The sequence below is a fragment of the Kitasatospora sp. NPDC050463 genome, assembly GCF_040655255.1.
Taxonomy (GTDB): Bacteria; Actinomycetota; Actinomycetes; order Streptomycetales; family Streptomycetaceae; genus Kitasatospora.
Genome location: NZ_JBFAJO010000243.1, coordinates 1 through 1028, shown reverse-complemented (window position 1 = coordinate 1028; position 1028 = coordinate 1). Strand labels below are relative to the sequence as shown.

The following is a 1028-nucleotide window of genomic DNA, read 5'->3' as shown; positions in this document are numbered from 1 at the left end:
CTGAGGCCAGCCCTCGTTCAGATCCGTCTGCATGCCCCGAACTCGGTCGGCGAGACCCAGCGTGGATGCCTTCTTCGTCAGCCGGTGGAGCAGTTGGGGGGAAAGGTCCAAAGCGGTGACGGCGGCCTGCGTGAAGTGCTGCGCGAGGGCGAGAGCGCCGGTCCCGGTCCCGCTGCCCAGGTCGACGATGCGAAGGGGTTCCCGGTCGGACAGTTCGCCCAGCCAGTTGGTCAGTTGCAAGAGGTAGGGCCCCAGGACCACAGCGTCCAGATCCAGGAGCTCGGCCATCGCGACCATGCCGGCGTCGGCTCCAGCATGGTCCTGGTGCACAGGAGAAGGGCCGGTTTCGCGGGAGATCGTGTTCATGCTTCGACCGTAACGTGACCTTGCATGGATCACATACACTCTTGCATATGACGCAAGAAAGCGATTTGGACAGCACAGTCCGCATGCGCATCCGGAGCCTGCGGCAGGCCCGCGGCTGGTCTCTGGACAACCTCGCCGAACGCGCCCTGATGAGCCCCTCCGGCCTGAGCCGCATCGAGACCGGCCGCCAGCGCATCAGCCTCGACCAGCTGACCTCACTGGCACGCGCCCTGGGAACCTCGATCGACCAGCTGGTGGAAACTGTCAACGACGACGACGTCGTGATCAGGCCCGAGCGCGACGAGCAACGAGGACTGACCACCTGGCTGCTGAGCCGCGGATCCGCGCCCGGCGGTGTCAGCGTCGCCAAGATGCGCATCACGGACGAGGCACAAGGACCGGGGATCGATCAGCTCGGCGTGCACCCCGGCAGGGAATGGTTCACCGTCCTGTCGGGAACCGTCACGCTGATCCTCGGCGAACGCGCCGTACGGGTCGAGACCGGCCAGGCCGCCGAGTTCTCCACCATGACCCCCCACGCCGTCAAGGCACACGGCAGTCCGGCAGAGATCCTCGTCATCCTCGACCACGACGGACAGCGCACCCACCTCCACCCCCCGGCTTGAGCCGGCGGACTCCCGCGAACCGACCGGTTCCCTTCT

The 1028-nt window shown here is 66.6% G+C and carries 2 protein-coding genes; one reads left to right on the top strand and one right to left on the bottom strand.

Features of this window, described 5'->3' with window-relative positions:
- On the bottom strand, positions 1 to 366 hold a 366-nt coding region (locus AB0J08_RS41785; protein ID WP_360645493.1), incomplete at its 3' end, for a class I SAM-dependent methyltransferase.
- A gap of 83 nt (positions 367 to 449) precedes the next feature.
- On the opposite strand from AB0J08_RS41785, the gene AB0J08_RS41780 reads away from it, so the two are divergent.
- Positions 450 to 992 carry a helix-turn-helix transcriptional regulator gene (locus AB0J08_RS41780; protein ID WP_360645490.1) on the top strand — a complete coding sequence of 181 codons (543 nt, stop codon included), beginning with the start codon at positions 450 to 452 and terminating at the stop codon, positions 990 to 992.
- Positions 993 to 1028 lie beyond the last annotated feature (36 nt).

Bases quoted from the DNA above. Each gene is read 5' to 3' on its own strand.
- AB0J08_RS41780 (WP_360645490.1), top strand. From the start codon at position 450: ATGCGCATCCGGAGCCTGCGGCAGGCCCGCGGCTGGTCTCTGGACAAC.